The sequence below is a fragment of the Mycobacterium sp. 3519A genome (assembly GCF_900240945.1).
Classification (GTDB): Bacteria; Actinomycetota; Actinomycetes; order Mycobacteriales; family Mycobacteriaceae; genus Mycobacterium.
This window is the reverse complement of sequence record NZ_OESG01000013.1, coordinates 2,516,686-2,543,374: the sequence shown is the minus strand read 5'-3', so window position 1 is coordinate 2,543,374 and position 26,689 is coordinate 2,516,686. Positions and strand designations below refer to the sequence as shown.

Below are 26,689 nucleotides of genomic sequence, written 5' to 3'. Positions count from 1 at the left end.
CTCAGTTGGGTAGTCGGCGGTTGATCAGCATGGCCGCCAGCGCCGACAGCGCCAGCACCAGCGCGCCCAGCCGCAGCCAGCCCGCGCTCGCGTCACCCTTGCGGGTTTCGTAGCCGATCTGCTCCTGCAGGTTGGTGAAGACCTCCTTGAGTTGCTCCAGGCTCGACGCGGTGTAGGCCTCGCCACCGGACAGTTCGGCGATCTTCTTGAGCATCTCGTCGTCGACCGGCACCGGCTGGCGCTGATCGTTGATCTCGACGTAGCCGTACGGCGTGCCGAACGACACCGTCGAGATCGGCACCCCCTGGTCCTTGGCGGTGCGCGCGGCGGTGTAGGCGCCCTTGGGGTTGTCCGGATTCGACGGCACCGTCTCCTTACCGTCCGACATCAGCACGATGCGGGCGGGCGGCGGTTCGTCACCGCCGCCGATCACCGCGCCGACGGTGGCGATGGCCTGCAGAGCGGTGAAGATGCCCTCCCCCGTCGCGGTGCGGTCGGCCAGTTGCAGCTTGTCGATCGCGGCCTTCGACGCCTCCCGGTTCGTTGTCGGCGACACCAGCACGGTCGCCGTGCCCGCATACGCAATCAACCCCAGATTGATGCCTGGCGTGAGTTGATCGGCGAATTGCTTGGCGGCCTCCTGCGCCGCGGCGAGCCGGTTCGGGGACACGTCGGTGGCCCGCATCGACTGCGACACGTCGATCACCAACATCACCACCGCGCGGTTGCGCGGAATCCGGACGTCGTGCGTCGGCCCCGCCATCGCAACGGTGAACATCAGCAGTGCGGCCACCAACAGGATCGCAGGCAGATGCCGCCAGCGCGAAGGCCGTTTGGGCGCAACGCTTTCCAGCAACTCCATGTTCGCAAACCGCAGCATTCGCCGGTGCCGGGCCACCTGCACCAGCACGTACAACACGACGATGGCGGCGACGGCGATCAGGAACAGGAAAAACCAGGCGTGTTCGAAACCCGACAGCGTCATCGGACCGAGCAACGGTAATGTCATGCGCCAGTTGTCATTTCGTTGGTTTAACCCAGACCGGCAAGCGCTCCGCGGCGGCGGTTGGCCACGAACCGGACGACGTCGGCGATCCAGTCCCTGTCGGTGCGCAGCGACAGCAGCGGCGCGTCACAGCGCCGCAGTGTGCGGGCGACCTCGGCACGATGCGCCGCCGCGGCCTTCTCGAAGTCGTCGCGCAGTTGCTCGTCGATGGTGAACTCGCGGGTGACCCCGGTTTCGGTGTCCTGCAGGATGACGTCGCCGACGGGCGGCAGTTCGACGTCGCGCGGGTCGAGGACCTCGATGCCGAGCACCTCGTGCCTGCCGGCGATCGCCCGCAGCGGGCGCATCCAGTTGATCGGGCCGAGGAAGTCGCTGATGATCACCGCCATACCGCGGCGGCGCTCGGGCCTGCGCAGCGCGTCGATGGCCGCAGCCAGGTCGCCACGCACTCCGGGCGGCGCCTTGGGCATCGTGGCGATCGTGCGCAGCAGTTCCTGCTCGTGTATGCGCCCCGACAACGCGGGCACCCGGCGCACCGAGTCGCCGTTGGCGATGATCGCGCCGATCCGGTTGCCGCCCCCGCTGTTGAGGAACGTGATCGCGGCCGCCGCCGCAACGGCTAGATCCCGCTTCTCGCAGCCGGTGGTGCCGAAGTCCAGGCTGGCGGACATGTCGACCACCAGCCATGTCTCGAGCTCACGGTCCGCGATCATCTGACGCACGTGCGGGTGCGTCGTGCGGGCGGTCACCGACCAGTCCATCCGCCGGACGTCGTCGCCGGGCTGATACAGCCGCGACTCCCCCGGCTCCGAGCCCGGCCCCGGCAGCAGCCCGAGGTGGTCGCCGTGTAGCACCCCGTCGAGTTTGCGGCGCACGGTCAGCTCCAGTTTGCGCAGAGCTGCCGTCAGCGCGGGATCACGGATCTCCCCGCGCTTGAGCGACGGAAGATCGACCCCTCGCCTCGAGGTAGTCACCGATTACCGGCGGCGGCCGCCGCGGTGGGCATCACCGGCGGCACCGAATGTCCTTGCTGCGGAATGGCATTCACCTGAGGCAGCGCGACGGTCTGCAGGATCCGGTTGATCACGGTCTCGGCCGAGATCTCGTCAGCCAGCGCGTCATAGGTCAGTACGAGCCGGTGGCGCAGCACGTCGGGAATGACCTCGACGACGTCCTGCGGGATCACGTAGTCGCGGCCCCGCACCAACGCCAGCGCGCGGGCCGCCGCGATGATGCCGAGCGATGCACGCGGTGAGGCGCCGTAGGCGATCCACGCCTTGGCGTCGGGCATGCCGAACTTCTCCGGCGAGCGGGTCGCGGTGACGATGCGCACCACGTAGTCGACGAGCGCGTGATGCACGAAGGTGTTGGCCGCCACGTCCTGCAGGCGCAGCAGGTCGCCGGGGGCGAGGATCTGCTTGGGCTCCGGCGGCTTGACGCCCATCCGGTAGACGATCTCGCGCTCCTCTTCAGGCGACGGGTAGTCGATGTTGAGCTTGAACAGGAAGCGGTCCCGCTGGGCCTCGGGCAGCGCGTAGACACCCTCCTGCTCGATGGGGTTCTGCGTGGCCATCACCAGGAACGGGGCGGGCAGCGGGAAGGTCTTGCCGCCGATCGAGATCTTGCGCTCGGCCATCACCTCGAGCAGTGCCGACTGCACCTTGGCGGGTGCGCGGTTGATCTCGTCGGCGAGCAGGAAGTTGACCACCACAGGACCGAGTTCGATGTCGAACTCCTCTTTGCCCTGCCGGTAGATGCGGGTACCGATGATGTCGGTGGGCACCAGGTCCGGGGTGAACTGGATGCGGGCGAAGGTGCCGCCGACCACCTTGGCGAACGTCTCGACGGCCAGCGTCTTCGCCACGCCGGGCACACCTTCGAGCAGCACGTGCCCCTTGGCGAGCAGACCGACCAGCATTCGCTCGACCAACTGGTCCTGGCCGACGATGATCCGCTTGACCTCGAAGATGGCGCGCTCGAGGGTGTGGACCTCTTGTTGCAGGCCTCCGTTGGTCGGCGGCGCGGCATGCGTGCCGGGGGTCCCGGGGTTGTAGGCCTGGGTCGGCGCCTGTCCGGAATAACCCCCAGCGCCCTGCGGTGGCCCACTCGGTGACGTCATCAACGGTCCTTCCACATCAATTAAGACGCTGGTCGCAGCGGCGTCGGCCGGAGTTGGCCACACGCTCGTCGTCAACTATTCCAGGCAGTCCGGAATCCGTCGACGTTGCCCGACGAAGTGTCGGCGCCCCGCGAAGCATTCATCACGAGTGCTCAGGTTTAACTCAGGCCACGCTCAGGAATCGATCATGCGGGACAGATGGGGCGACATACCCGCGGTGCGTACCGGGCTGATCGTGACGTGGCCTGCCGCACTGGACGCTTCGAGCATCTTGCCGCCGCCCAGGAAGATCGCGACGTGCTGGCTGCCGCCCGGCCCGTAGAAGATCAGGTCGCCGCGCTTGGCCTGGGACGGCTGGATGGGGCGGCCGGTGTTGTACTGGTCGCCCGAATACTTCGGGATCTGCACGCCGACACCCGCGAAGGCGAACCGGGTCAGCCCCGAACAGTCGTAGCCGACCTTGCCCGCGTCCTGGTCCACGCCTTCGCTGGGGCCGGTCAACGATCCGCCGCCCCACGAGTAGGGCACACCGATCTGCGAACCGGCGCGGCGAATCACGTACTCGATCGCCTGCGGGCCGCGCACGCGTCCACCGGAAGGCATGGCCGCGGTGGCGGGGCTTCCGCCGAGGCCGATGCTGGCCAGGAACTGCTGGCCGAGGTTCTGCGTGGTCTGAATGGCCAACTGGCTCACCGAGAATGCGGCGTTCGCCGCCGCCACCGGATCGCCGGGCGCACCCGAGCTGATGATCTTCGGCAGGGTCGGGTCCCATTGCCCGTCGTCTGGGGCCGCCACTGCGGGTATCGCAAGGCCGAGCAGCAGCGCGACGGAAACCAATAGTCCAATTGTTAAGCGGCGCAGGAGAATCACCATTCGATCATTCGGGTCACGTATGGCGTCATACCGCTGGTGCGCACGGGCGAGACCTTCACCACGGACCCCGTGTACGGAGCCTCGAGCATCTGGCCGTCGCCCAGGTACATCGCGACGTGCTGGCTGGCGTTGGGGCCGTAGAAAATCATGTCGCCCCGGCGCATCTGCGAGGACGGCACCTTACGGCCCGCGTTGTATTGGGAGCCCGAGTAGTGGTCGAGCTTGATGCCGACACCGGCGAACATGTAGAGCATCAACCCGGAACAGTCGAAACCGACTGTGTTGGCGCCGGAGTCGATACCGCGGCTGGCTCCCGCGGCGTTGCCGCCACCCCACGAGTACGGCGTGCCGCGCACCGCGAGGCCGCGGTTGATCACGTATTCGGTTGCCTGCCTGCCGTACACCCGCGGGATCGCGCCGTTGGTGTAGCCGCTCGGGGTCGGCAGCAGGCCGATCGACTGCAGGAAGTTGCGCCCCATCTGCTGGGTCACCTGCGCCGAGGTGGACATGTAGCCGAGGATCGTGTTGATGATCGCGATCGGGTCGCCGCTGACGAATGCGCTCGGAATCGCAGGCAGCGTCGGATCCCACAGCGAGTCCCAGTTGCCTGCGCCGGCACGGGCGCCTGGCGCGCGATCCCAGTTGGCGTTCGCGTCACCGACGGCCGCCGCGGCGGGTGCGGCGGGCGGTTTACCGGCGGCCTGCGCCGACCAGTTGCGCGCCTCGTCGAGTTTGGCCTGGGCTGCGGCACGTTCGGCCGTCAACCGATCCAGATCCGTCTGCTGACTCTTGAACGTCTGCTGCGCATTGGTCAGCGCTGTCACCGCGTCCTGTTGCCTGGCCTCGGCGTCGGCGACGGCCTTGTCCGCGTTCTGCTTGGCCAGTCGCGCCGCCGACTCCTTGTTCACCTGCTCGGTGCGCGCCCGCTGCAGGTTCGTCATCACCTGCTGTGCGCTGGCCGACAAGGTCTGGCCTGCGGCGGCCGTGTTGAGCATGTCCGCCGGATCGGCTGCGGTCAGGTATGAGTTCGACGGTCCGTTGACATACGTTGCGGCAGCGAAGGTGTCGAAGCGCTGCTGCGCCGCCGCGATCGCGGTGTTGGCGTCGGCAACCCGCCGCGCGCTGGCGTCGACTTCCTGCTGGGCGGCCGCGGCGTTGTCCCTCGCCGTCTGCACGTCGACGATTGCCTTGTTGACGCTCTCCTGTTGCGCCTGAATGGCTGCGCCGAGCTCCTGCAGCTTCTGGTTGGCGTTGGCGACCGCCGCGACGAGCGCACCGAGGGAGTCGGGACTACCCGGTTGCGCAACGGCGAGACCGGGGGTCGTGAGCAGCATGCCGATGGCAAGCGTCACCGCGCTGACCCGAGGGGTGCGTCTCATTCGGCTCGTGTCTCCTATGGCTCACACGCGAACGTGTCGGCACATCTTGTGCGGGCAGCTGTGTGCAGTCACACAATTCACAACTGCAACATCGGCCACCAAATGCACGCTACGTCACATCTGACGCTAAGGAAACTTTAGTAACAAATTACAAGTTTGTAATTGAATTAAGCGTTATCCCGCCGTGACATTTGTATTTGCCGGCGGACGAAAAATCGCACAAATGTGCGGGTTCAGGCCTGCTCGCGGGTAGCGGCGCGCTTCGCTTTGACCTGCAGCGCGCGGGTGCCGACAACCGCAGCAATCACCGCAAGCACGACGACAATGGTGAATGGCGTCCATGGGAAATGTGGCGTCGTCAACTCGCTGACGAAATTCTTCGACGACTGCACGGCATCCGGGGTCTTCGCGACGTCCTGACCCGCCTCGAGCGTGACCCGGTCGTAGGTCGGGCTGTAGGTGCCCGCCCACCCCGGGCTGATCACCAACACGGTCGAACCCGGATATACCTTGCCCACCTCGGTCGCGATATCGCGCAACGGGGTGTCGATCGGCGGACTCTGATCGAGCACCACGATCTTGAGGTCGATGCCCTTCTGTTTGGCATCGGCGACGACGGCGCTGAGTCCGGCCTTGTCCTGGGTCGCCGACGCGCTCACACCGTCATCGCGAACGTCGGCAAGCACGAGGTCCATGCAGGCGTCCGGTGGCGTCGAGGCGTCCTTCCCCACGGTCGCGCACACCTGCGGCGGGATGTACGTCGGCGGGAACGGAATCACGTGCGGTCCGGTCACACGGGCACGGTACGCGATGAGTGGGTATGCGGGTGACAGCACGCGCTCTCGGGGACGAGACTGAGAGGACCCCTCGGGTGCGTTGCAGGACAAGCGTACTGTTAGAGTTGTGAGCGCCGACGACACAGCCCGTCGCGGCGGTATCGAGCCGGGAGTTGATGTGAGCAGCAAAGATTCGGTTAATTCATTCGGGGCCCGCGACACATTGAAGGTCGGGGACAAGAGCTATCAGATCTACCGCCTCGACGCGGTTCCCGGTGCCGAGAAACTTCCTTACAGCCTCAAGGTGCTCGCTGAGAATCTGCTGCGCACCGAGGACGGCGCCAACATCACCAAGGACCACATCGAGGCCATCGCCAATTGGGATCCGTCGGCCGACCCGAGCGTCGAGATCCAGTTCACGCCCGCGCGGGTGATCATGCAGGACTTCACCGGCGTGCCATGCATCGTCGACCTGGCCACCATGCGTGAGGCCGTCGGCGAGTTGGGCGGCGACCCCGAGAAGGTCAACCCGCTTGCGCCTGCGGACCTGGTGATCGACCACTCCGTGATCGCCGACCTCTTCGGCCGCGCCGACGCGTTCGAGCGCAACGTCGAGATCGAGTACGAGCGCAACGGTGAGCGCTACCAGTTCCTGCGCTGGGGGCAGGGCGCGTTCAACGACTTCAAGGTGGTGCCTCCCGGCACCGGCATCGTGCACCAGGTCAACATCGAATACCTGGCCAGCGTGGTGATGGCACGCGGTGACGCGCAAGGAAATATCACCGCCTACCCCGACACCTGCGTCGGCACCGACAGCCACACCACGATGGAGAACGGTCTGGGGGTCCTGGGCTGGGGCGTCGGCGGTATCGAGGCCGAGGCCGCGATGCTCGGCCAGCCGGTGTCGATGCTCATCCCCCGCGTCGTCGGCTTCAAGCTGACCGGCGAGCGGCGGCCCGGTGTCACCGCCACCGACGTGGTACTCACCGTCACCGAGATGCTGCGCAAGCACGGCGTGGTCGGCAAGTTCGTCGAGTTCTACGGTGAGGGCGTCGCCGAGGTGCCGTTGGCCAACCGCGCCACGCTGGGCAACATGAGCCCCGAATTCGGCTCCACCGCAGCGATTTTCCCGATCGACGAGGTCACGATCGACTACCTGAAGATGACCGGGCGCAGCGACGAGCAGCTGGCGTTGGTGGAGGCGTACGCCAAGGAACAGGGCCTGTGGCACGACCCGAAGCGCGAGCCGAAGTTCTCCGAGTACATCGAGCTCGATCTCGGTGACGTGGTGGCATCGATCGCCGGGCCGAAACGGCCGCAGGACCGTATCGCGCTGTCCGACGCGAAGACCGCGTTCCGCAAGGACATTCACAATTACGTCGAGGAGAACCTGCCCGTCGAGCACACCAAGGTCGACGAAGCCGTCGAGGAATCCTTCCCGGCCAGCGATCCCGTGTCGCTGTCCTTCGCCGACGAGGACGCCGTCATCCCGTCCGCGGCGGTCAACTCGAACGGCAGGCCGAGCAAGCCGGTCGAGATCAAGAACTCCGAGCGGGGCGACTGCATCATCGATCACGGCGCGGTGGTGATCGCGGCGATCACGTCGTGCACCAACACCTCCAACCCCGAGGTGATGCTGGGCGCCGCCCTGCTGGCTAAAAATGCAGTCGAGAAGGGGCTGACGTCAAAGCCGTGGGTGAAGACCACGATGGCGCCGGGGTCGCAGGTCGTCACGGACTACTACGAGAAGGCCGGCCTGTGGCCGTATCTGGAGAAGCTCGGCTTCTACCTCGTCGGCTACGGCTGCACAACCTGCATCGGCAACTCCGGCCCCCTGCCAGAGGACATCAGCAAGGCGATCAACGATGCGGACCTGTCGGTGACGGCGGTGCTGTCGGGTAACCGCAACTTCGAGGGCCGCATCAACCCGGACGTGAAGATGAACTATCTCGCGTCGCCTCCGCTGGTGATCGCCTACGCGCTGGCGGGCACCATGGATTTCGACTTCGAATCCGAGCCGCTCGGCAAAGACACCGACGGCAACGAGGTGTTCCTGAAGGACATCTGGCCGTCACAGAAGGACATCGACGCCACCATCGCCTCGGCAATCAATACCGAGATGTTCGTCAAGAACTACGCCGACGTGTTCAAGGGCGACGAGCGGTGGCGCAACCTGCCGACCCCGAGCGGCAACACGTTCGAGTGGGCAGCGGATTCGACGTACGTGCGCAAGCCTCCGTACTTCGACGGGATGCCCGCCGAGCCGCAGCCGGTGACCGACATCACCGGCGCCAGGGTGCTTGCGCTGCTGGGCGATTCGGTGACCACCGACCACATCTCCCCGGCGGGCAGCATCAAGCCGGGCACACCGGCTGCTCAGTACCTCGACGAGCACGGCGTTGACAAGAAGGACTACAACTCCTACGGCTCGCGGCGCGGCAACCACGAGGTGATGATCCGCGGCACGTTCGCCAACATCAGGTTGCGCAACCAACTGCTCGACGACGTGTCCGGCGGCTATACCCGCGACTTCACCAACGGCGGCGAGCAGGCGTTCATCTACGACGCGGCGCAAAACTATGCGGCGCAGGACATTCCGCTGGTGGTGCTGGGCGGCAAGGAATACGGGTCCGGTTCGTCGCGCGACTGGGCGGCCAAGGGCACCAGCCTGCTGGGCGTGCGTGCGGTCATCACCGAGTCGTTCGAGCGCATCCACCGCTCGAACCTGATCGGCATGGGCGTCATACCGTTGCAGTTCCCCGAGGGTGAGTCGGCGGCGTCGCTGAAGCTGGACGGCACCGAGACGTTCGACATCACCGGCATCGAGGCGCTCAATGAGGGCAAGACGCCGAAGACTGTGCACGTCACCGCCACCAAGGAAGACGGTTCGAAGGTCGAGTTCGACGCGGTGGTCCGCATCGACACGCCAGGTGAGGCGGATTACTACCGCAACGGCGGCATCCTGCAGTACGTGCTGCGCAACATGTTGAAGTCGTAAGAACTTCCATGCCCCGGGTGACCGATGACCATCTGGCGGCGCGTCGACGCCAGATCCTCGACGGCGCCAGGCGGTGCTTCGCGGAATACGGCTACGACAAGGCGACCGTGCGGCGGCTCGAGCAGACGATCGGGCTGTCGCGCGGCGCCATCTTCCACCACTTCCGCGACAAGGACACGCTTTTCTTCGAGTTGGCCCGCGAGGACGCGGAGCGGATGGCCGACGTCGCGTCCCGCGAGGGTTTGATTCAGGTGATGCGCGACATGCTGGCCGCGCCCGAACAGTTCGACTGGCTGGCCACCCGGTTGGAGATCGCGCGGAAGTTGCGCAACGACCCGGCGTTCAACCGCGGCTGGTCGGAGCGGTCGGCCGAATTGTCGGCCGCCACCAACGCGCGACTGCGCAGACAGAAACAGGCGGGACGCCTACGCGACGACGTGCCGAGCGCGGTGCTGCAGACGTACCTGGACCTGGTACTGGACGGGCTGGTGGCGCGACTCGCTTCCGGCGACGACCCCGAAAAGCTCAGCGCCGTACTGGACCTCGTCGAGGCGTCAGTAAGACAGCCGTCCTAACTCGCCTTGCGGCTGCGATGGTTGGGGCCCCCACGACTGCGCATCGTGGTGCCCGACTCACGCAACATGCTGTGGATCGACCCGTACGAGCGGCCGGTGGTCGCCACCAACGAACGAATGCTTGCACCCCCCTCGTAGGCGCTGCGCAACTCGTTCAGCACTTCGTCCCGGGACTGGTTCATTTTCTTCATCGACATCTCCCCGCTGTGGATGCCCCGACGCATACCCAGCGTAGAAAGGCTTCACACACATCGGGCGAAATTGGTGAAACGGTTCGCAATTCGACCAGCGGCGCGCTCAGGCCAGTTCGATGAGATCCCGATATTCGTCAGACCAGAAGTCCTCTGTGCCGTCCGGCAGCAACACAACGCGTTGCGGGTCGAGCGCTTCGGCGGCGCCGGGATCGTGCGTCACCAACACGACCGCGCCCGCGTAGCTGCGCAGCGCATCGAGCACTTGCTCGCGCGACGCCGGGTCGAGGTTGTTGGTCGGTTCGTCGAGCAGCAGCACATTCGCGGTCGACGCGACGAGGCCCGCAAGTGCCAGCCGTGTCTTCTCACCACCGGACAGCGTGCCAGCGGGTTGATCGAGTTGCGCGCCGCTGAACATGAACGCGCCCAACAGACCCCGCAGATCCTGCTCACCGGTGTCGGGCGCGGCATGGCGGATGTTCTCCCACACCGTCGCCATGTTGTCGAGCGTGTCGTGCTCCTGCGCGAAGTAGCCGATCTTCATTCCATGGCCGGGTTCCAACGCGCCGGAGTCCGGTGTCTCGACGCCCGCCAGCAACCGCAACAGCGTGGTTTTGCCCGCGCCGTTGAGCCCGAGCACCACGACGCGCGAACCACGGTCGATCGCGAGGTCGACACCGGTGAACACCTCGAGCGAGCCGTAGTTCTTCGTCAGACCCTTCGCCACCAACGGCGTGCGGCCACACGGCGCCGGGGTCGGGAACTTGATCCTGGCCACTTTGTCGGCCACCCGTTCCTCGTCAAGGGCGGCCATCATCCGGTCGGCGCGACGCAGCATGTTCTGTGCGGCAACGGCTTTGGTAGCCTTTGCGCCCATCTTGGCGGCCTGGGCCCGCAGCGCTGAGGCTTTGCGTTCGGCGTTGGCGCGTTCGCGGCGGCGGCGTTGTTCGTCGGTGGCCCGCGCGTCGAGGTACTTCTGCCAGCCCATGTTGTAGACGTCGACCTCGCCGCGGACGGCGTCGAGGAACCACACCCGGTTGACGACGTCGGCGAGCAGTTCGACGTTGTGGCTGATCACCACGAGGCCGCCGGTGTGCCCACGCAGGAAGTCGCGCAGCCAGCCCAGCGAGTCGGCGTCGAGGTGGTTGGTCGGCTCGTCGAGCAACAGTGTGGTGGCCGAGCCCGCACCTGTGTCGCTGGCCGCGAACAGGATGCGGGACAGTTCGACCCGACGGCGCTGACCACCCGAGAGGGTGCGAAGCGGTTGAGTCAGAACACGTTCCGGCAGACCGAGACTCGCGCAGATGCGGCCCGCCTCGCTTTCGGCGGCGTAGCCGCCGAGTGCCGCGAACCGTTCCTCCAGTTGGCCGTAGCGGCGCACCGCCCGGTCCCGGGTGGCGTCGTCGGCAACCTCGGCCATCAGCGCCTGCTGCTTTTCCAGATCGGCCAGCAAGGTGTCCAGGCCGCGCGCCGAAAGCACCCGGTCCCGGGCCAACACCTCGAGGTTGCCCTCTTTGGGATCCTGTGGCAGGTAGCCGATTTCCCCGCTGCGGGCGATCGTGCCCGCATACGGTTCGCCTTCGCCCGCGAGGATGCGCATGGTCGTGGTCTTGCCTGCGCCGTTGCGCCCGACAAGTCCGATCCGGTCACCGGGCTGCACCCGCAGCGCCGTGCCCTCGGTGGACAGCAGCGTGCGCGCGCCTGCGCGGACCTCGAGGTCCGTTGCGGTGATCATCGGCGCCACTCCTCCTCATCGCTTCGCGATGCATCGTCGCCGGCGCGGATCATCGGCGCCACTCCTCCTCATCGCTTCGCGATGCATCGTCGCCGGCGCGGATCATCGGCGCCGCTCCACGCTACTGCTACTCCCCTACTTACTTGTCGTCGGTGAAGATGGGCGCGCGGTTCTCGGCGCGCGCGGCGACCGCTTCTTCGAAGTTGCCGGTGAGCAAACGGACGAAGAGCTGTCCCAGGCCTTCGGCCTGCATGTGCCCTTCCAGGCTAGCGGCGTCCAGTCCACTCCATAGTGTGCGCTTGGTCAACTCGATTCCCGGCCGCGAGAACCCCGCGATCCGCTCGCCGAATTCGTAGCAAACGTCGAGCAGTTCGTCGTCAGGAACCGTCCTAGACACCAGCCCGATGCGCTCGGCCTCCTCGGCGTCGACGTCACGTCCGGTCAACATCAACTCGAACGCCCTCGACGTCCCGATCGCCCGCGGCAGCAGATACGACAGCCCGAGTTCGCTCGCAGTCAGGCCGTTGTTGATGCCCGCGGCACGGAAATATGCCCCGGAAGCTGCGATTCGGATATCGCAGGCGAGCGCCAGGCACAGCCCGCCGCCGATCGCCGCGCCGTTGACCGCCGCGATGACCGGTTGGTGCATCTTGCGCAGCGCCAGGATCACCTCGTCGAGGACCTCCATCGACCGCAGCGCGAACGTCGGCCGGGTCAACCCGTCGATGTGCGGTACGGCTCCGGCCGACTTGTGGTCAGCACCGGACGAGAACCCGCGGCCCGCTCCTGTGAGCACAATCACCCGCGTGTCGTTGTCGTAGGTCAGCTCGTCGAGCACTTTCCTGAGCGGAACCATGACGTCGAACGCCATCGAGTTCATTCGCTCTGGCCGGTTCAGCGTCACCAGCGCGACGTGCGGCCGCGGCTTATCTACTAGGACAAAGTTCACCCGTGCACGCTATCGCGTGCACGCAGCTACTTTGCTTCGCCGTTGTCCTGCGCCGCGATCGCGGCGTCAATGTCGAACTCCTTGACCCGCTGCACCAATTCCTCGAGCGCGGCGGGCGGAAGCGCGCCGGGCTGGTTGAACACCAGCTTGCCCTTCTTGAACGCCATCAGCGTCGGGATGGAACGGATGTCGGCGGCGGCAGCCAACTGCTGCTCGGCCTCGGTGTCCACCTTCGCATACACGACGTCGGGGTGGTCCTCCGACGACGCCGCGAAGGTCGGCGCGAACGCCCGACATGGGCCACACCACGATGCCCAGAAATCCACCAGCACGATTTCGTTGTCGTTGATGGTGTCGTTGAACTGTTCGGCGGTGATGTCTCGCGTAGCCACGATGTTCCTAACGCTGGGGTAAATCAGGATGTTCCCACGATATGGGCGGCAGAAACCGCTCGGCACCGATCAGCGGAAGTCCTTGAACGCATCGAGCAGCCGGCTGCGAAAGGCCGGGTCGAGCTGGTCGTCGGAGATCCTGCCGACGGTGCGTACGGTTTCGCGAAACTGCTGAAGATAGTTGTCGCAGCCATCGCAGTCGTGCAGATGCATGTCGAATCGCGCGCGGGTCTCCGGGTCGAGAGATCCGTCGAGGTAGGCAGTGACCAACTCGACCAGTTCGTTGCAATCCATTGCGTCGCGGCCTGTCATGAGGCGTCCTTCAAATAGTCCTCGAGCACCTGTCTGACCGCGGCCCTGCCGCGGTGCAGCAGCACCCGTTGGTTGGCCATGCTGATGTCGAGCAGTTCACACACCTCGCCGGAGTCCAATCCGAGCATGTCGCGCAAGGTCACCACGATCCTCTGCCGGTCCGGCAGCTTGTCGAGTTCACGCCGTGCCACGTCGACGAGTTCGTTGCCGAGCAGGGAGCCTTCCGGCGTCTCCGGGAACGGCGCAGGCTCACGGCCCTGTTTCCAGTGCCCGGGGTAGGCATCGTCGGCGTCGCGGAAGCGGGCCGGGTCGACCGTGCCGCCGCTGAATGCGGCCACCGCCGCATCGGCATCGCGGCGCTCCCGCACCCCGCGCGCCTTGGCGATGTTGATCAACACCGTGAAAAGCCACGTGCGCAAGGAGGATCGGCCTTCGAAGTTGTCGATCCCCTTCAGTAGCGCGATCCACGTCTCCTGGACCACCTCTTCGGCGATCTCCCGGCTGGGCACATATCCGCGGGCGACCCGCAACAAGGCAGGCGTGTGCTGGTCCACCAGCCGCACGAACGCGGTCTCGTCGCCGGCCCGCAGCGCGGTGATCAGGGTGGTCTCGTCGACGGCTGAGCTCATGGTCGCGTCACAAGTGCTCTTGGCCGCGGCGGAAGAAGGCGGCGATGGCCGATGCGAGCGTGTCGACGTCGTGCGCGGGATCGAGCGGGAGGACGGCCCCGAACGGCGCGTTCCAGAACGCACCGCTGCGCTGCGTCCACGGCCCGACGTACGCGTAGGGGGTGCGGTGGTAATCGTCACCCGCGGACACGCCGTAGTTCACCTCGTCGTCGGTGGCGGCGACGTCGAAGTGCTCGGGCCACAGCACCGGATGCGCCTCTGGCAACACGTTCTTGATCGCGTGCCCGCCCGCGTAGTGACTCCGGTAGACCCAGTCGGCCGCCGCGGCGTCGATGTCGAGCAGGGTGTCGGCGGGCAGCGGGTCGACAATCTCGTACGCGCCCTCCGGTGGTCCGGCGGTGACATCGGCGGCCTTGGCCAACTCATCGACGCGGCCGGTGAGGTTGGCCGCACCGTTGGGCCAGACGAGCTGGGTGCCGCGCACGGACAGCGGCACAGCAACCCCCGCAAAGCCGTCGGGACGCACCGCCAGCCGGATGGTGCCCGCGGCGCGGTATTGAGGTCCCGCGATCAGGCTCTCGGCCACGCCACGCAATTGGCGGCGGGTGCCCACGTAGACCTCGGCAGAGTTCACATGAACTGAGTTACCAGAATCCGGCGAGCGTTACACCGGCTTCTCGAACCAGTGATGCGCGTACGGTTCGTCGTTGAACGGCTCGACCTCCCGGTACCCGGATGTCTCGTACATCTGGATGGCTTCGGGCAGCTCGTCACGGGTCTCCAGACGCATCAACCGGACACCCGCGGCGCGTGCCCGGTTCTCCAGCTCGTGGAGAAGCCTGCGGCCCAGTCCGAGTCCGCGGACGGCGGGGGCCACCCACATCCGCTTCACCATGCCCACGGCGTCGGGGTGAAAGATCAGCGCGCCGCAGCCGACGGGCTCACCGTGCAACGAGGCAACGAGCAAAAGCCCTGCGGGCGGGGTCATTTCGGTATCGGCAACCGGGCTGACGGCCGGGTCGTACCCGTCGGTGAACCGGACGGCGAGCTCGCCGTAGTAAGTCTGCAGGCAGTGCCGCGCGTCGCGGTGGCGTGGGTCGCATTCGCACACCTCGACCGTGGAGGCGATCAGCAGACGCTCGACTTCCGCCATGGCCGAGACGAGTTTGGCGCGTTGCCGGTCGTTGAGCGGTTGCAGGATGGCTGCCGCCGCGTCGTCGGAGCGCCGGTCCAGCGCGGCCAGTTCGCGGTGCCCGGCTTCGGTGAGTCGGGCGATCCGGACGCGGCCGTCGGACGGGCTGGGCTCGACGACGACGTGGCCCGCCGTCTCCAACGCGCGCAGCAGTCTGCTGACGTAGCCGGAGTCGAGGTCGAGGCGTCCCCGCAGCGATCGGACGTCACACCCGTCGACGCCGATTTCCCACAACAGCCGGTTCTGACCCAACGACCGATCACTGGCCAGGAAGTTCTCGTTGAGCACCCCGACCCGCTGGGTGACGGTGCGATTGAACCGCCTCACTTGCGCGACCATGTCCGCCGTCACTTCTCTGACTTTAGTCAGAGATCAGGCTGATGACCACGAATTTTTCCCACCCGCCGCCCACAGGCTTTTCCCATCCGCCGCCGAGGTCGGCACCAGACGGGCCGTCAATCGTGTCAACCATGCGATTACCCCTCTGCGCCCTCGCCGCCGCCGTGGCGTTGTCCGTTGCCGCCTGCGGTTCGTCGACAACCGGGACACCGGCGGCCTCCGGCACCTCGTCGTCCGCGTCGACCCCCACCTCGGCCGCGCCGCCGAAGGCCAGAGATCACGTCGCGGGTCTGGTTGCGTCGTTGTCCGGCAACACCATCGCGCTCACCCAGAAAAATGGAAGCGCGACAGTCGATTTCACCAGCTCCACCAAGATCTGGTCGTTCGCCCGCGCACAGTTGTCCGACGTCGCCGCCGGCACGTGTGTCATCGTCCGCCCGTCCCGCGACAGCAACGCCGGTAGCGGAACGGTGACCGCTGCGGCGGTGCAGATCGTTCCGTCGTCGAACGGCCAGTGCCCGGGCCCGCGCGGCGATCGGCAGATCGCGGGCGCGGTGGGCACTGTCAACCCCAACATGTTCACGATCGCGGCGAGCGGTACCGCGGCGCAGACGTCGGTGTCGCTCACCGACAAGACCCGATACGGCAGGCGGCTTGCCGCCGATGCACAGGCGATCAGCCAGGGTGAGTGCCTGTCCGCCACGGGCACGAAGGACGCCGGCGGGGCGCTGCAGGCAGCGTGGATCGCGGTCAGGCCTGCGCTGAAGGGTTCGTGCCCTGGTTCGCGAGGATGACCTCGGCGGCCGCTGAGGCCCGGTCGCCGTTGGCGAGCAATTGGTCGCGGCGCTTGGGCCACCAGAAGCACTCGAACAACAGCGCCACCAGGTAAATGACCGACGCGATCAGGTTGCCCCACGAACCGTAGACGGCATCCCAGGCCGTGGTCGCCACCCCGACCACGAGAACGAATGGTACCACCCAGCGGAACGGCCGCAGTTGCTCTGCCGCGTTGTGCATTCCCGCGTTGTAGTCGATGACCGGCTGCGCCAGCCGGGGGTCGTCGATCTGGTCGCCACTGCGGACGGTACGCGCTACCCGCACCCGGTCGTCACCGGAAAGTTGTTGTGCTCCAGGCCAATACCGTGCCATTCGGCGGGGCAGCCAGACGCCGTAGAGCAGCCCGATGACGACCAGCACGATGGCCGCGGACAACAGCATTCCCGAGTCGAGCCACGCGAGGACCGCCAACACGATGCCGGTGCCACCGCCGAGGATCACCGCGCGGCGTGCGAAACCGCCTCGCCAGACGAACGCGGGCACCGTGACCATGGGTCGATTGTGACCCACGCGGCGGTTGCTAGACGGTGAATCCCAACGCCCGCAACTGTTCGCGGCCGTCCTCGGTGATCTTGTCCGGCCCCCACGGCGGATTCCACACCCAGTTGATCCGGATCTCGTCAACGAGTCCGGCGCCCACGAGCGCCGTCCGCGACTGATCCTCGATGACATCCGTCAGCGGACAGGCTGCCGACGTCAGCGTCATGTCGATCAACGCGACGTTGCCCTGCTCGCCCTTCTCGACGTTCAGGTCGTACACGAGGCCCAGATCGACGACGTTGATGCCGAGTTCCGGGTCGACGACATCGCGCATCGCCTCCTCGAGGTCGGCGAGCAGTTCGTCGTTGGGCACTGCGGTGTCGCTCATCCTGCCTCCTGAAATCCTTCCGATGCCTGCGAAAGCGCATCCTTGAAAGCCATCCACCCCAGCAGCGCGCATTTCACCCGCGCTGGGTACTTCGCGACACCGGCGAATGCGATGCCGTCTCCGATCACGTCCTCGTCGCCCTCGACCGTGCCGCGCGAGGACACCATCTCGGTGAACGCCGCGACGGTCGCCAGGGCGTCCCCGACGCTCTGGCCGATCACCTGATCGGTGAGCACGGACGTCGAAGCCTGGCTGATCGAGCAGCCCTGGCCGTCGTAGGACACGTCGTCGATCCGTTCGCCGTCGGCGCTGAGCGCCACCCGCAGCCTGACCTCGTCACCGCAGGTCGGGTTCACCTGATAGGACTCGGCGCCGAACGGTTCCCGCAACCCGCGGTGATGCGGGTGCTTGTAGTGATCCAGGATCACTTCCTGGTAGATCTGCTCCAGCCTCACGCGAAGAACTCCACGGCCCGCTGCACGCCGGCCACCAGCCGGTCCACCTCGTCGAGCGTGTTGTAGACGGCGAACGAGGCGCGCGCGGTCGCGGCGATGCCGAACCGGCGATGCAGCGGCCATGCGCAGTGATGCCCCACGCGCACCGCCACCCCGTCGTCGTCGAGCACCTGGCCGACGTCGTGGGCGTGCACGCCGTCGAGCACGAAAGACACTGGCGAACCCCGGTTTTCGAGGACGGTGGGGCCGATGATGCGTACGCCGTCGATACCGGACAACCCGGCCAGCGCGGCGGCCACCAACTCGTTCTCGTGGGCCTCGACGGCTGCCATCCCGATGTCCTGCAGATACCGGGCCGCAGCGGCCAATCCGACCACCTGCGACGTCATCGGGGTGCCCGCCTCGAACCGTTGCGGCGCAGGCGCGTAGGTGGTCTGCTCCATCGTGACCGTCTCGATCATCGAACCGCCGGTGATGAACGGCGGCATCGCGTTGAGCAACTCGCCGCGGCCGTACAGCACGCCGATCCCGTTGGGGCCCAGCATCTTGTGGCCGGAGAACGCGGCGAAGTCAACCTCGAGCGCGTGGAAGTCGACCGGCTGGTGCGGCACCGACTGGCACGCGTCCAGCAGCGTCAGCGCGCCGACCGCCTTGGCGCGGGCGACCAGCTCGGCCACTGGGGCGACCGCGCCGGTGACGTTCGAATGATGGCTGAACGCAACTACTTTCACGCGTTCGTCCAGCGCCAACGAGTCCAGGTCGATGCGGCCGTCGTCGGTCACGCTGTACCACCGCAGCGTGGCGCCGGTGCGACGGGCCAGTTCCTGCCACGGGATCAGGTTCGCGTGGTGCTCCAATTCGGTGGTGACGATGACGTCGCCAGGACCGACCGCGTGCTCGAACCGGTCGTCGCCGAGCACATAGGCGACCAGGTTGATGGCCTCGGTGGCGTTCTTGGTGAAGACCAGTTCGTCAGGTTCGGCGCCGACGAACGTCGCGATGCCGGCGCGGCCCTGCTCGTAGGCGTCGGTGGCCTCTTCCATCAACTGGTGCGCACCGCGGTGCACCGCACCGTTGGATGTGGTGAGGAAATCACGCTCGGCGTCGAGCACCTGGGTCGGCCGTTGCGACGTCGCACCGGAATCCAGGTACGCCAACTGGCTTCCGCCGCGCATCACCCGCTTGAGGATCGGGAAGTCCGACCGAATTCTGGCGGTGTCCACAGCGGTCATGGTCAGGCTCCGACCGCCTGGGTGAAGCGCACGTATCCGTTCTCTTCGAGCTCGTCGGCCAGTTCGGGACCGCCGGACTCGACGATGCGTCCGCCGACGAAGACGTGCACGAACTGCGGCCTGATGTAGCGGAGGATGCGGGTGTAGTGCGTGATCAGCAGAACGCCGCCGTGCTCCGCTTCGGCGTAGCGGTTGACGCCTTCGCTGACGACGCGCAGCGCGTCGACGTCGAGGCCGGAGTCGGTCTCGTCGAGAATCGCGATCTTCGGCTTCAGCAGTGACAGCTGCAGGATCTCGTGGCGCTTCTTCTCGCCACCCGAAAAGCCTTCGTTGACACTGCGTTCGGAGAACGACGGGTCGATCTCGAGGCCTTCCATCGCGGCCTTGACCTCTTTGACCCAGTGCCGCAGCTTCGGTGCTTCACCGCGCACCGCGGTGGCCGCCGTGCGCAGGAAGTTCGACATCGAAACGCCCGGCACCTCGACGGGGTACTGCATGGCCAGGAACAGGCCTGCGCGGGCGCGCTCGTCCACCGTCATGTCGAGCACGTTCTGGCCGTCGAGCGTGATCGATCCGGAGGTGACCGTGTATTTCGGGTGCCCGGCGATCGCGTAGGACAGGGTGGACTTGCCGGATCCGTTGGGCCCCATCAGCGCATGGGTCTCCCCCGATTTCACGGTGAGGTCGACACCCTTGAGGATCGGGATGTCGGCGCCGTCCTCAGCGGAGACGACGCTGACGTGCAGATCCTTGACTTCCAGTGTGTTCATTTCGCAGTGTTTCCTTCGGTTAGCTCAAGTTCGTGTTCGATTGCCTCGGTGAGGCGTTCGCGCACCGCGGGCACGGCGATCTTGGCGATGATCTCGCCGAAGAAGCCGCGCACGACCAGGCGGCGGGCCTGATCTTCCGGGATGCCGCGGGCCTGCAAGTAGAACAGTTGCTCGTCGTCGAAGCGCCCGGTGGCACTGGCGTGTCCGGCGCCGACGATCTCGCCGGTCTCGATCTCCAGGTTGGGCACCGAGTCGGCGCGCGCGCCGTCGGTCAGCACGAGATTGCGGTTGGTCTCGAAGGTGTCGGTCCCGGTGGCCTCGGCCCGGATCAGCACGTCGCCGATCCACACCGTGTGCGCGTCGGGCTTCTTCGATGCCGGATCACCTTGCAGCGCACCCTTGTACGTGACGTGGGAGCGACAGTTCGGCTGGGCGTGGTCGACCAGCAGTCGCGATTCGAAGTGCTGGCCGTCGTCGGCGAAGTACAGGCCGAGCATCTCGGCGTCTCCGCCGGGCGCGCAGAACCGCGTCCGCGCCGTCAACCGGACCACGTCACCGCCGAGGGTGACCGCGACGTGGCGCAGCACGGCATCCTTGCCGAGCGAGGCGTGATGAGTGCTGACGTACACCGCGTCGTCCGCCCAGTCGGCGATCGAGACGACCGTCAACCGGGCGGCGTCGCCGACGACGAATTCGACGTTGTCCGCGTAGGTTCCGCTGCCGCGCTGGTCGACGACGACCACCGCTTCGGCCAGTTCGCCGACCCGGATCTGCAGATGTCCGTAGGCGACCTTGTCCTCGCCCGGCCCGGTGACCGTCACCTGGATCTCGTCGCGGATCACGGTGTCCTTGGGGATCTCGATCAGCGTCGCGGACTCGAACGACGAATACGCCTGTGCCGCAACGCGGTCGGCTGGTACGCCGGCTTGGCCCAGCCGGGAGTCGTCGCGGGTGGTCGTGTCGACCCGGACGCCGTCGGGTGTCTGCACATCGATGGTCGCGGCGCCGGTGGCGACAGCGGATCCGTCGTGCAGCCCGCGCAGCCTGCGCAGTGGGGTGAACCGCCAGATCTCGTCGCGGCCGTGCGGCACCTCGAAGGCGTCGACGTCGAACGACGTGAACAGCTCTCCCTTGTTGATTCCCTCGACAGCTGTAGTCAGTTCAGCCACTATTTTTCCCGTCGATCGTCCCCCTGCGCTTCGCGCGGGAGGTGCCCCCACGCCCCATCAGCCGACCGCGCCTTCCATCTGCAGCTCGATCAGCCGGTTGAGCTCAAGCGCGTACTCCATCGGAAGCTCCTTGGCGATCGGCTCGACGAAGCCGCGCACCACCATCGCCATCGCCTCGTCCTCGGTCATGCCGCGGCTCATCAGATAGAACAGCTGATCCTCGCTGACCTTCGACACGGTGGCCTCGTGGCCCATCGTGACGTCGTCCTCGCGAATATCGACGTACGGATAGGTGTCGCTGCGGCTGATCGTATCCACCAGCAGCGCATCGCATTTCACGCTGGACTTCGAACCGTGCGCCCCCTTGTTGACCTGAACCAGGCCGCGGTAGGACGCGCGGCCGCCCGCGCGGGCCACCGACTTGGACACGATGTTGCTCGACGTGTTCGGCGCAAGGTGCAGCATCTTGGCGCCGGTGTCCTGGTGCTGGCCCTCACCGGCGAACGCCACCGAGAGCACCTCGCCCTTGGCATGCTCGCCGGTCATCCACACGGCCGGGTACTTCATGGTCACCTTGGAGCCGATGTTGCCGTCGACCCACTCCATGGTGGCGCCGGCCTCGGCCCGGGCCCGCTTGGTGACGAGGTTGTAGACGTTGTTCGACCAGTTCTGGATGGTCGTGTAGCGGCACCGGCCGCCGGGCTTGACGATGATCTCGACCACCGCGGAGTGCAGCGAGTCGCTCTTGTAAATCGGCGCGGTGCAGCCCTCGACGTAGTGCACATAGGCGTCCTCGTCGACGATGATCAGGGTGCGCTCGAACTGGCCCATGTTCTCGGTGTTGATCCGGAAGTAGGCCTGCAGCGGGATGTCGACGTGCACGCCCTTTGGCACGTAGATGAACGAACCACCCGACCACACCGCGGTGTTCAGCGCGGAGAACTTGTTGTCGCCCGCCGGGATCACGGTGCCGAAGTACTGCTTGAAGATCTCCGGGTGTTCCTTCAGCGCGGTGTCGGTGTCGAGGAAGATCACGCCGAGCGCCTCCAGGTCCTCGCGGATCTGGTGGTAGACGACCTCGGACTCGTACTGCGCGGCGACGCCGGACACCAGGCGTTGCTTCTCGGCCTCGGGGATGCCGAGCTTGTCGTAGGTGTTGCGGATGTCCTCCGGCAGGTCGTCCCACGTCGCGGCCTGCTTTTCGGTGGAACGCACGAAGTACTTGATGTTGTCGAAGTCGATGCCCTCGAGGTTGGAACCCCAGTGCGGCATGGGCTTCTTGTCGAACGTGCGCAGCGCGCGCAGCCGGGTCTCGAGCATCCATTCCGGCTCGTTCTTCTTGGCCGAGATGTCACGCACCACCGCTTCGGACAGCCCGCGTTGCGCGCTGGCGCCCGCCTCGTCGGAGTCCACCCAGCCGTAGCCGTACCGGCTCAGCGAGGCGATGGCCTCGTCCTGGCTGAGCGGTTCGCCCACCTTGTGGACCTCGGGGGTGGTCGTCATGTCGACGCTCCTTGCTTGCTCGTGGTTTTTCCGACGCGGGCTGTGCGCCGGATCGGTGTTGGCTTCTCGGGTGTCAGCGGGACGTGGGTGGTGCATGCGCAGTCGCCGTTGACGATGGTCGCCAGCCGCTGCACGTGCGTGCCGAGGATCTCGGCGAACGCTTCCCGCTCGGTCTCGCATAGCTCGGGAAACTCCTCCGCGACGTGCGACACCGGGCAGTGATGCTGGCACAGCTGGATGCCGTGGATCGGCCCGTCGACGGGCGTCACCGACGTCACATAGCCTGCCTTCGTCAGCGCCGTCGCGACCCTGTCGGCCTTCGCTTCAACGTCGGCGGGGCCGTCGGTTACTCCCGACAAGATGCTGTCGATCCGGCGGCGCGCGAACGTCCGCACGGCGTCGTCGCCGCCCAGCTCGCGCAGCTGGCGGATGGCGGCCACGGCAAGGTCGTCGTAGCTGTGCTCGAGCTTGGCCCTGCCCTCGGCCGTCAGCCGGTACCGTTTGGCCGGCCTGCCACGTCCGTGATGCTGCCAGGCCGCCGCCGCGCTGGACTGCGCGTCGCCGGCCTCCATCAAGGCGTCCAGGTGCCTGCGCACCCCTGCCGCGGAGATGCCGAGACGGTCGCCGATCTCGCCGGCGGTGATGGGTCCGGATTCCAGCAGCAGCTGGACGATCGCGCCACGGGTATGGCGATCAGCGCTGGAAGTCGCCGCCTTCGCGGCTCCAGCCTCCGGACTGAATTTCACAACACTATTGTGACGGAATTCCGAAACCCGGTAAAGCAAGGGTCCCCTTACGGTGACGGGAACCATATCCGTGGCGGCTACGCTGCTGGGATGGCGTGGCGCCTGCGGTCCCTCAGCACGTCGATTGCCGGATGGCACGGCGACGAACGCGCTGTCGGCTCCCCGCTGAACGACGCCGAGTTGATCGCGTTCCGGCGGACCCGCCTGTTCGGGGCCACCGGCACGGTGTTGATGGCCATCGGCGCGCTCGGCGTCGGCGCCAGGCCGGTGGTGCAGGATCCGACGTTCGGCGTGCGACTGCTGAACCTGCCGTCACGCATCCAGACGGTGTCGCTGACGATGACCACCACGGGTGCGGTGATGATGGCGTTGGCCTGGCTGATGCTCGGCCGCTTCACCCTCGGCGACCGGCGGATGACGCGCAGCCAACTCGACCGCACGTTGCTGTTGTGGGTGCTGCCGCTGTTGATCGCGCCGCCGATGTACAGCAGGGACGTCTACTCGTATCTGGCGCAGAGTGAGATCTCGCTGCAGGGCCTCAACCCGTATCGCGTGGGACCCGCGCCGGGCCTCGGCCTAGACCATGTGTTCACGCTGTCCGTGCCGAATATGTGGCGGGATACCCCGGCGCCGTACGGGCCGCTGTTCCTGTGGATCGGTCAGGGGATCTCGGCGTTGACGGGCGAGAATATCGTCGCGGCGGTGCTGTGCCACCGGATCGTGGTGCTGATCGGCGTCGGCATGATCGTCTGGGCCGTGCCCCGACTGGCTCGCCGCTGCGGCGTCGCCGAGGTAAGCGCGCTGTGGCTGGGTGCGGCGAATCCGCTGCTGATCATGCATCTGGTCGCCGGCATTCACAACGAGGCGCTGATGCTGGGGCTGATGCTGGCAGGCACGGAATACGCGCTGCGCGGCATCGACGCCGTCAACCCGCTGCTACCCAAACCCCTGGCCTGGCCGCATGGCCGCGACGGCTGGGCGCGCTGGCAGCCGATGGCGAATCTGCTGCTGGGCATCGTGCTGATCACGTTGTCGTCGCAGGTGAAGTTGCCGTCGCTGCTGGCGCTGGGTTTCGTCGCGATGGCGTTGGCGTGCCGCTGGGGCGGCACCGTCAAAGCGTTCCTGATCGCAGGCGGTTCGCTGACCGCGGTCTCGGTGGTCGTGATGGCGTTGATCGGCTGGGCCAGCGGGCTGGGCTTCGGCTGGCTGTTCACTCTCGGCACCGCCAACGTGGTCCGCAGTTGGATGTCGTTGCCGACGTTGTTGGCGCTGGGCACCGGACAGGTCGGCATCCTGCTCGGCCTCGGCGACCACACCACCGCGGTGCTGGGGCTGACCCGCGCGATCGGCGTGTTCACGATCGCGATCGTCGTCACGTTCCTGCTGCTCGCGGTGCTGCGCGGTCGCCTGCACCCGGTCGGCGGACTGGGCGTTGCGCTGGGGATGACCGTGCTGCTGTTCCCGGTAGTGCAGCCGTGGTACGTGCTGTGGGCGGTGATCCCGCTGGCCGCGTGGGCCACCCGGCCGCCGTTCCGCACCGCGACGATCGTCGTCACCCTCGTGGTCGGCATCTTCGGCCCGACCGCCAACGGTGACCGGTTCACGCTGTTCCAGATCCTGCTCGCGGTGATCGCCAGCACGTTGATCGTGCTGATCTTGATCGGCATCACCTACTACCGGCTGCCGTGGCGGAAGCTACCCGATGCGGGCCCCCGGCCGCCGGAACCAGCAGCGCAAATCGTCGAACCTGTAATACCGGCAGCGCAGGCTGCCAAGCCGGGCGCTTACGCTGAATCCCCGTGACCTCCGAGTCCAGTGCCGTTGGCTCCTCGCGCGAGCGCTCGTCGGCCGTGCCCGTGCGTCTGCGCGGCGTGATCAAGCGGTACGGGTCGACGACCGCCGTCTCCGAACTCGACCTCGACGTCAATGCCGCCGAAGTGCTGGCGCTGCTCGGCCCCAACGGCGCGGGCAAAACCACCACGGTGGAGATGTGCGAGGGCTTCCTCAAGCCCGACGCGGGCAGCATCGAGATCCTCGGACTTGACCCGTTCGCCGACAACGCCCGGGTGCGTGAGCGCATCGGGGTGATGCTGCAGGGCGGCGGCGGATATCCCGCGGCAAGGGCGGGCGAAATGCTGAACCTGGTCGCGTCGTACGCGGCCAACCCGCTGGACCCGCAGTGGCTGATGGACACCCTCGGTCTGACCGAGGCGGCCCGCACCACCTACCGTCGGCTCTCCGGCGGACAACAACAGCGGCTGGCGCTGGCGTGCGCGGTGGTGGGCAGGCCCGAGTTGGTGTTTCTCGACGAGCCGACAGCGGGCATGGACGCGCACGCGCGAATCGTGGTGTGGGAGTTGATCAACGGCCTGCGTCGCGACGGCGTCACCGTGGTGTTGACCACGCATCAGCTGACCGAGGCCGAGGAGTTGGCCGACCGGATCGTGATCATCGACCACGGCGTTGCCGTGGCCACGGGTACACCCGCGGAGTTGATGCGCAGCGGCGCCGAGAACCAGTTGCGGTTCCGCGCGCCGCGGATGCTCGACCTGTCGCTGCTGATTTCGGCGCTGCCGGAAAGCTACCAGGCGACGGAGACCTCGCCGGGCGAATATCTGGTCGAGGGCCACATCGATCCTCAGGTGCTTGCCACGGTCACCGCGTGGTGCGCACGCCTCGACGTGCTCGCGACCGACATGCGCGTCGAGCAGCGCAGCCTGGAGGACGTTTTCCTCGATCTGACCGGCAGGGAGCTGCGCTCATGACGAATCTGTTTGCGCCGGGGACGTTTTCGCCTGATCCGCGACCTGCGACGGTGCAGAAGATGTTGGCCGCGCAGTTCGGCCTCGAACTCAAGCTGTTGCTGCGCAACGGCGAACAGTTGCTGCTCACCATGTTCATCCCGATCACGCTGCTGGTCGGGTTGACGCTGCTGCCGCTGGGCTCGTTCGGGCCGAACCGGGCGGCGACGTTCGTGCCTGCGATCATGGCGCTGGCGGTGATTTCGACGGCGTTCACCGGACAGGCCATCGCGGTGGCGTTCGACCGGCGCTACGGGGCGCTGAAGCGACTGGGCGCCACGGCGCTGCCGGTCTGGGGCATCATCGCGGGCAAGTCGCTGGCCGTGGTCACCGTGGTGTTTCTGCAGTCAATCCTGCTGGGCGTCATCGGGTTTGCCCTCGGTTGGCGGCCACACGTCCTGGGCCTTGCGCTCGGTGCGGTGATCATCGCGCTCGGCACCGCGGGCTTCGCGGCGCTCGGCCTGTTGCTCGGCGGCACGCTCAAGGCGGAGATCGTGCTGGCGATTGCCAACCTGTTGTGGTTCGTCTTCGCCGGACTAGGCGCGCTGACGCTGGAGGGCGGGATGGTGCCGCACGGCGTGCAGTGGGTGGCCCGGTTGACGCCGTCGGGAGCGCTGACCGAAGCGTTGTCACAGGCGATGACGCTGTCTGTGGACTGGTTCGGGATCGCGGTGCTCGCGGCGTGGGGCGCGGTCGCGGCGCTATGCGCGCTGCGCTGGTTCCGCTTCACCTGACCGGGCGCATCAGCGCTGCCGTCGCCCAGTGGCCAGTTAACGCACGCAAATCGCATCGGAGCGTGTCCCAACTGGCCACTCGACGAAGCAACCCGCTACTACGGGCTGT

28 protein-coding genes are annotated in these 26,689 nt (G+C 66.8%); 6 read left to right on the top strand and 22 right to left on the bottom strand.

Features of this window, described 5'->3' with window-relative positions; genetic code table 11:
* Position 1: 1 nt before the first annotated feature.
* The 6 genes from C1A30_RS20060 to C1A30_RS20035 form a co-directional block, all read right to left on the bottom strand.
* Entirely contained in the window at positions 2–1,009 is a 1,008-nt protein-coding gene (locus tag C1A30_RS20060; protein ID WP_101949873.1) for a VWA domain-containing protein, read from the bottom strand.
* A gap of 23 nt (positions 1,010–1,032) precedes the next feature.
* Positions 1,033–1,980, bottom strand: coding sequence for a DUF58 domain-containing protein (locus C1A30_RS20055; RefSeq protein ID WP_101949872.1), 948 nt, complete (start codon positions 1,978–1,980; stop codon positions 1,033–1,035).
* The gene (locus C1A30_RS20050; RefSeq protein ID WP_101950341.1) at positions 1,977–3,125 is read right to left on the bottom strand and encodes a MoxR family ATPase; all 1,149 of its coding nucleotides are present in this window, start codon (positions 3,123–3,125) and stop codon (positions 1,977–1,979) included. The genes C1A30_RS20055 and C1A30_RS20050 overlap by 4 nt, the downstream gene beginning before the upstream one ends.
* 174 nt (positions 3,126–3,299) lie before the next feature.
* Positions 3,300–3,998 carry an NlpC/P60 family peptidoglycan endopeptidase RipB gene (gene ripB, locus C1A30_RS20045; protein ID WP_142392634.1) on the bottom strand — a complete coding sequence of 233 codons (699 nt, stop codon included), beginning with the start codon at positions 3,996–3,998 and terminating at the stop codon, positions 3,300–3,302.
* Entirely contained in the window at positions 3,992–5,377 is a 1,386-nt protein-coding gene (gene ripA / locus C1A30_RS20040; RefSeq protein ID WP_101949871.1) for an NlpC/P60 family peptidoglycan endopeptidase RipA, read from the bottom strand. The genes ripB and ripA overlap by 7 nt, the downstream gene beginning before the upstream one ends.
* Positions 5,378–5,610: 233 nt before the next feature.
* On the bottom strand, positions 5,611–6,171 hold the full coding sequence (locus C1A30_RS20035) for a DUF6676 family protein (protein ID WP_200828314.1): 561 nt from the start codon (positions 6,169–6,171) through the stop codon (positions 5,611–5,613).
* 160 nt (positions 6,172–6,331) lie between these two features.
* Between C1A30_RS20035 and acnA the strand changes: the two genes are divergently transcribed.
* Both acnA and C1A30_RS20025 read left to right on the top strand, forming a co-directional pair.
* Entirely contained in the window at positions 6,332–9,151 is a 2,820-nt protein-coding gene (acnA, locus tag C1A30_RS20030; RefSeq protein WP_101949870.1) for an aconitate hydratase AcnA, read from the top strand.
* An 8-nt stretch (positions 9,152–9,159) separates the two neighbouring features.
* Positions 9,160–9,726, top strand: coding sequence for a TetR/AcrR family transcriptional regulator (locus tag C1A30_RS20025; protein ID WP_101949869.1), 567 nt, complete (start codon positions 9,160–9,162; stop codon positions 9,724–9,726).
* On the opposite strand, the gene C1A30_RS20020 is transcribed toward C1A30_RS20025, so the two are convergent.
* The 8 genes from C1A30_RS20020 to C1A30_RS19985 all read right to left on the bottom strand — a co-directional run bounded on the left by C1A30_RS20020 (position 9,723) and on the right by C1A30_RS19985 (position 15,477).
* Positions 9,723–9,917, bottom strand: a complete 195-nt coding sequence (locus tag C1A30_RS20020; protein ID WP_067810781.1) for a helix-turn-helix domain-containing protein — start codon at positions 9,915–9,917, stop codon at positions 9,723–9,725. The two genes, C1A30_RS20025 and C1A30_RS20020, sit on opposite strands and share 4 nt — an antisense overlap.
* Positions 9,918–10,023: 106 nt before the next feature.
* Positions 10,024–11,652, bottom strand: coding sequence for an ABC-F family ATP-binding cassette domain-containing protein (locus C1A30_RS20015; RefSeq protein ID WP_101949868.1), 1,629 nt, complete (start codon positions 11,650–11,652; stop codon positions 10,024–10,026).
* 139 nt (positions 11,653–11,791) lie between these two features.
* Positions 11,792–12,601, bottom strand: coding sequence for an enoyl-CoA hydratase (locus tag C1A30_RS20010; protein WP_101949867.1), 810 nt, complete (start codon positions 12,599–12,601; stop codon positions 11,792–11,794).
* 26 nt (positions 12,602–12,627) lie between these two features.
* Entirely contained in the window at positions 12,628–12,993 is a 366-nt protein-coding gene (gene trxA / locus C1A30_RS20005) for a thioredoxin (protein WP_101949866.1), read from the bottom strand.
* 69 nt (positions 12,994–13,062) lie between these two features.
* Positions 13,063–13,305 carry an anti-sigma factor gene (locus tag C1A30_RS20000; protein ID WP_235010005.1) on the bottom strand — a complete coding sequence of 81 codons (243 nt, stop codon included), beginning with the start codon at positions 13,303–13,305 and terminating at the stop codon, positions 13,063–13,065.
* Positions 13,302–13,934: an RNA polymerase sigma factor gene (locus tag C1A30_RS19995; RefSeq protein WP_101949864.1), complete on the bottom strand. Its 633-nt coding sequence runs from the start codon at positions 13,932–13,934 to the stop codon at positions 13,302–13,304. Before C1A30_RS19995 ends, C1A30_RS20000 begins: the two co-directional genes overlap by 4 nt.
* 7 nt (positions 13,935–13,941) lie before the next feature.
* Complete coding sequence (locus tag C1A30_RS19990; RefSeq protein WP_101949863.1) at positions 13,942–14,568, bottom strand: hypothetical protein; 627 nt, start codon at positions 14,566–14,568, stop codon at positions 13,942–13,944.
* A 30-nt stretch (positions 14,569–14,598) separates the two neighbouring features.
* Positions 14,599–15,477, bottom strand: a complete 879-nt coding sequence (locus tag C1A30_RS19985) for a bifunctional helix-turn-helix transcriptional regulator/GNAT family N-acetyltransferase (protein ID WP_200828313.1) — start codon at positions 15,475–15,477, stop codon at positions 14,599–14,601.
* A gap of 119 nt (positions 15,478–15,596) precedes the next feature.
* Here C1A30_RS19985 and C1A30_RS19975 point away from each other — a divergent pair, with 119 nt between their 5' ends.
* Positions 15,597–16,259, top strand: a complete 663-nt coding sequence (locus tag C1A30_RS19975) for a DUF5666 domain-containing protein (protein WP_142392633.1) — start codon at positions 15,597–15,599, stop codon at positions 16,257–16,259.
* On the opposite strand, the gene C1A30_RS19970 is transcribed toward C1A30_RS19975, so the two are convergent.
* The 8 genes from C1A30_RS19970 to C1A30_RS19935 are packed head-to-tail and all read right to left on the bottom strand — an operon-like array spanning position 16,216 to position 23,111.
* Positions 16,216–16,794 (bottom strand): hypothetical protein, encoded by a 579-nt coding sequence (locus tag C1A30_RS19970; protein ID WP_101949860.1) that lies wholly within the window; start codon positions 16,792–16,794, stop codon positions 16,216–16,218. The two genes, C1A30_RS19975 and C1A30_RS19970, sit on opposite strands and share 44 nt — an antisense overlap.
* Before the next feature lie 28 nt (positions 16,795–16,822).
* Complete coding sequence (locus tag C1A30_RS19965; RefSeq protein ID WP_067810395.1) at positions 16,823–17,170, bottom strand: metal-sulfur cluster assembly factor; 348 nt, start codon at positions 17,168–17,170, stop codon at positions 16,823–16,825.
* Entirely contained in the window at positions 17,167–17,625 is a 459-nt protein-coding gene (gene sufU, locus C1A30_RS19960) for a Fe-S cluster assembly sulfur transfer protein SufU (RefSeq protein ID WP_101949859.1), read from the bottom strand. Before sufU ends, C1A30_RS19965 begins: the two co-directional genes overlap by 4 nt.
* Positions 17,622–18,857 carry a cysteine desulfurase gene (locus tag C1A30_RS19955; protein WP_101949858.1) on the bottom strand — a complete coding sequence of 412 codons (1,236 nt, stop codon included), beginning with the start codon at positions 18,855–18,857 and terminating at the stop codon, positions 17,622–17,624. The genes sufU and C1A30_RS19955 overlap by 4 nt, the downstream gene beginning before the upstream one ends.
* 2 nt (positions 18,858–18,859) lie before the next feature.
* The gene (sufC, locus tag C1A30_RS19950; protein ID WP_101949857.1) at positions 18,860–19,627 is read right to left on the bottom strand and encodes a Fe-S cluster assembly ATPase SufC; all 768 of its coding nucleotides are present in this window, start codon (positions 19,625–19,627) and stop codon (positions 18,860–18,862) included.
* Positions 19,624–20,796, bottom strand: a complete 1,173-nt coding sequence (sufD, locus tag C1A30_RS19945; RefSeq protein WP_369974140.1) for a Fe-S cluster assembly protein SufD — start codon at positions 20,794–20,796, stop codon at positions 19,624–19,626. The genes sufC and sufD overlap by 4 nt, the downstream gene beginning before the upstream one ends.
* A 57-nt stretch (positions 20,797–20,853) precedes the next feature.
* Positions 20,854–22,299 (bottom strand): Fe-S cluster assembly protein SufB, encoded by a 1,446-nt coding sequence (gene sufB, locus C1A30_RS19940; RefSeq protein ID WP_101949856.1) that lies wholly within the window; start codon positions 22,297–22,299, stop codon positions 20,854–20,856.
* Positions 22,296–23,111, bottom strand: coding sequence for a metalloregulator ArsR/SmtB family transcription factor (locus C1A30_RS19935; RefSeq protein WP_101949855.1), 816 nt, complete (start codon positions 23,109–23,111; stop codon positions 22,296–22,298). The genes sufB and C1A30_RS19935 overlap by 4 nt, the downstream gene beginning before the upstream one ends.
* 24 nt (positions 23,112–23,135) lie before the next feature.
* Here C1A30_RS19935 and mptB point away from each other — a divergent pair, with 24 nt between their 5' ends.
* From mptB to C1A30_RS19920, 3 genes are read left to right on the top strand one after another with little or no spacing between them, the layout of a single operon-like run.
* Positions 23,136–24,848 (top strand): polyprenol phosphomannose-dependent alpha 1,6 mannosyltransferase MptB, encoded by a 1,713-nt coding sequence (gene mptB / locus C1A30_RS19930; RefSeq protein ID WP_101949854.1) that lies wholly within the window; start codon positions 23,136–23,138, stop codon positions 24,846–24,848.
* Positions 24,849–24,895: 47 nt separating this feature from the next.
* Entirely contained in the window at positions 24,896–25,810 is a 915-nt protein-coding gene (locus C1A30_RS19925; RefSeq protein WP_200828380.1) for an ABC transporter ATP-binding protein, read from the top strand.
* Positions 25,807–26,580, top strand: coding sequence for an ABC transporter permease (locus C1A30_RS19920; RefSeq protein ID WP_101949852.1), 774 nt, complete (start codon positions 25,807–25,809; stop codon positions 26,578–26,580). Before C1A30_RS19925 ends, C1A30_RS19920 begins: the two co-directional genes overlap by 4 nt.
* Positions 26,581–26,689 lie beyond the last annotated feature (109 nt).

Excerpts from the sequence above, each read along its gene's own strand:
- C1A30_RS20020 (WP_067810781.1), bottom strand. The coding sequence starts at position 9,917 with ATGAAGAAAATGAACCAGTCCCGGGACGAAGTGCTGAACGAGTTGCGC.
- mptB (WP_101949854.1), top strand. The coding sequence starts at position 23,136 with ATGGCGTGGCGCCTGCGGTCCCTCAGCACGTCGATTGCCGGATGGCAC.
- sufC (WP_101949857.1), bottom strand. The coding sequence starts at position 19,627 with ATGAACACACTGGAAGTCAAGGATCTGCACGTCAGCGTCGTCTCCGCT.
- C1A30_RS19970 (WP_101949860.1), bottom strand. The coding sequence starts at position 16,794 with ATGGTCACGGTGCCCGCGTTCGTCTGGCGAGGCGGTTTCGCACGCCGC.
- ripB (WP_142392634.1), bottom strand. The coding sequence starts at position 3,998 with ATGGTGATTCTCCTGCGCCGCTTAACAATTGGACTATTGGTTTCCGTC.
- C1A30_RS20050 (WP_101950341.1), bottom strand. The coding sequence starts at position 3,125 with ATGACGTCACCGAGTGGGCCACCGCAGGGCGCTGGGGGTTATTCCGGA.
- C1A30_RS19935 (WP_101949855.1), bottom strand. The coding sequence starts at position 23,111 with ATGGTTCCCGTCACCGTAAGGGGACCCTTGCTTTACCGGGTTTCGGAA.
- sufB (WP_101949856.1), bottom strand. The coding sequence starts at position 22,299 with ATGACGACCACCCCCGAGGTCCACAAGGTGGGCGAACCGCTCAGCCAG.
- C1A30_RS20015 (WP_101949868.1), bottom strand. The coding sequence starts at position 11,652 with ATGATCACCGCAACGGACCTCGAGGTCCGCGCAGGCGCGCGCACGCTG.
- C1A30_RS20025 (WP_101949869.1), top strand. The coding sequence starts at position 9,160 with ATGCCCCGGGTGACCGATGACCATCTGGCGGCGCGTCGACGCCAGATC.
- C1A30_RS19920 (WP_101949852.1), top strand. The coding sequence starts at position 25,807 with ATGACGAATCTGTTTGCGCCGGGGACGTTTTCGCCTGATCCGCGACCT.
- C1A30_RS19955 (WP_101949858.1), bottom strand. The coding sequence starts at position 18,857 with ATGACCGCTGTGGACACCGCCAGAATTCGGTCGGACTTCCCGATCCTC.
- C1A30_RS19975 (WP_142392633.1), top strand. The coding sequence starts at position 15,597 with ATGCGATTACCCCTCTGCGCCCTCGCCGCCGCCGTGGCGTTGTCCGTT.
- C1A30_RS20060 (WP_101949873.1), bottom strand. The coding sequence starts at position 1,009 with ATGACATTACCGTTGCTCGGTCCGATGACGCTGTCGGGTTTCGAACAC.
- C1A30_RS19995 (WP_101949864.1), bottom strand. The coding sequence starts at position 13,934 with ATGAGCTCAGCCGTCGACGAGACCACCCTGATCACCGCGCTGCGGGCC.
- C1A30_RS20000 (WP_235010005.1), bottom strand. The coding sequence starts at position 13,305 with ATGACAGGCCGCGACGCAATGGATTGCAACGAACTGGTCGAGTTGGTC.
- C1A30_RS19965 (WP_067810395.1), bottom strand. The coding sequence starts at position 17,170 with ATGAGCGACACCGCAGTGCCCAACGACGAACTGCTCGCCGACCTCGAG.
- ripA (WP_101949871.1), bottom strand. The coding sequence starts at position 5,377 with ATGAGACGCACCCCTCGGGTCAGCGCGGTGACGCTTGCCATCGGCATG.